The 538-nt window shown below is 69.0% G+C and carries 2 protein-coding genes; both read left to right on the top strand.

Going from position 1 to position 538, the window contains the following annotated elements:
* Nucleotides 1-205 (top strand): hypothetical protein (locus tag CVV76_RS25110; protein WP_158243251.1); only part of this gene is annotated, 205 nt, incomplete at its 5' end.
* Between the two features lie 10 nt (nt 206-215).
* The coding region (locus CVV76_RS24440) for a hypothetical protein (RefSeq protein ID WP_199178710.1) at nt 216-538 on the top strand (323 nt) is incomplete at its 3' end.

The following is a 538-nucleotide window of genomic DNA, read 5'->3' on the forward strand; positions in this document are numbered from 1 at the left end:
CGGCAGCCTCGTCGCCGCCACCGGCAACGACAGCTTCGGCTTCCTCGGCGCCGCCACCTTCGACGGCACGATCGACGACGCCGTCCTCTACCAGCTGACCCAGAGCTGCGCGCCGCAGGGCGACTGGCTCTACTACCTCGAACCCCAGAACGAGAACGGCACGCCCGGCCCCGTCGCCGGGCCCTTCGCCGTCACCATCATCTAGGAGAGCAGACATGGCCGATAACGGCGTCAGCACCACCAACCTCAATGCCGCGACCATCGTCGACGACATCCTCGGCAATTACGGCGGCAGCAGCGTGCGGCTGCCGATCGCCCGGCTGATCGAGCAGGTGAAGGGGCAGGTCGGCCCGACCTACGCGACACTGGCGCAGCTCAATGCCGACCTCAACTGGAACGCGGGCGCCGTCGCCGGCGTCTTCGGCGACGGCACGGCGGCCAACAACGGGATCTACCTCAAGAGCGGGCTCTACGGCGCCGGCAGCTGGACCAGGATCGGCGAGCTGGGGGCGGACATCGGCAAGTCGCTCGCGGATGC

It is taken from the genome of Acidimangrovimonas sediminis (genome assembly GCF_002871005.1).
Classification (GTDB): Bacteria; Pseudomonadota; Alphaproteobacteria; order Rhodobacterales; family Rhodobacteraceae; genus Acidimangrovimonas; species Acidimangrovimonas sediminis.